The organism is Pseudomonas persica (assembly GCF_900291015.1).
GTDB lineage: Bacteria > Pseudomonadota > Gammaproteobacteria > Pseudomonadales > Pseudomonadaceae > Aquipseudomonas.
This window is the reverse complement of record NZ_OLKL01000108.1, coordinates 1-279: the sequence shown is the minus strand read 5'-3', so window position 1 is coordinate 279 and position 279 is coordinate 1. Positions and strand designations below refer to the sequence as shown.

General features: G+C 63.4%; 2 pseudogenes. Both read left to right on the top strand.

Features of this window, described 5'->3' with window-relative positions:
- Positions 1-72 (top strand): annotated as a pseudogene (locus FQ664_RS25900) (two-component system response regulator CreB); the annotation flags it as partial.
- A pseudogene (locus FQ664_RS25895) lies at positions 72-279 on the top strand (two-component system sensor histidine kinase CreC); the annotation flags it as partial. The pseudogenes FQ664_RS25900 and FQ664_RS25895, both read left to right, overlap by 1 nt.

The window sequence follows — 279 nt, the reverse complement described above, 5'->3', positions numbered from 1 at the left end:
GTGGCCAGCGACGCCGAACCGATCCAGACCCACCGTGGCCTCGGCTACAGCTACAGCCCGGACCATGCTTGATGCGCCTGGGCATCCGGATCTTCCTGGTGTACTTCCTGTTCGTCGGGCTGGCGGGCTACTTTCTGCTCAACACGGTGCGTGAACAGATCCGTCCGGTAGTGCGACAGTCCTCGGAAGAAACGCTGGTGGACACCGCCAACCTGCTGGCCGAGATCCTGCACGATGACGTCAAGGCCGGCACCCTGAACCAGAGCCGCTTGCCCGAAG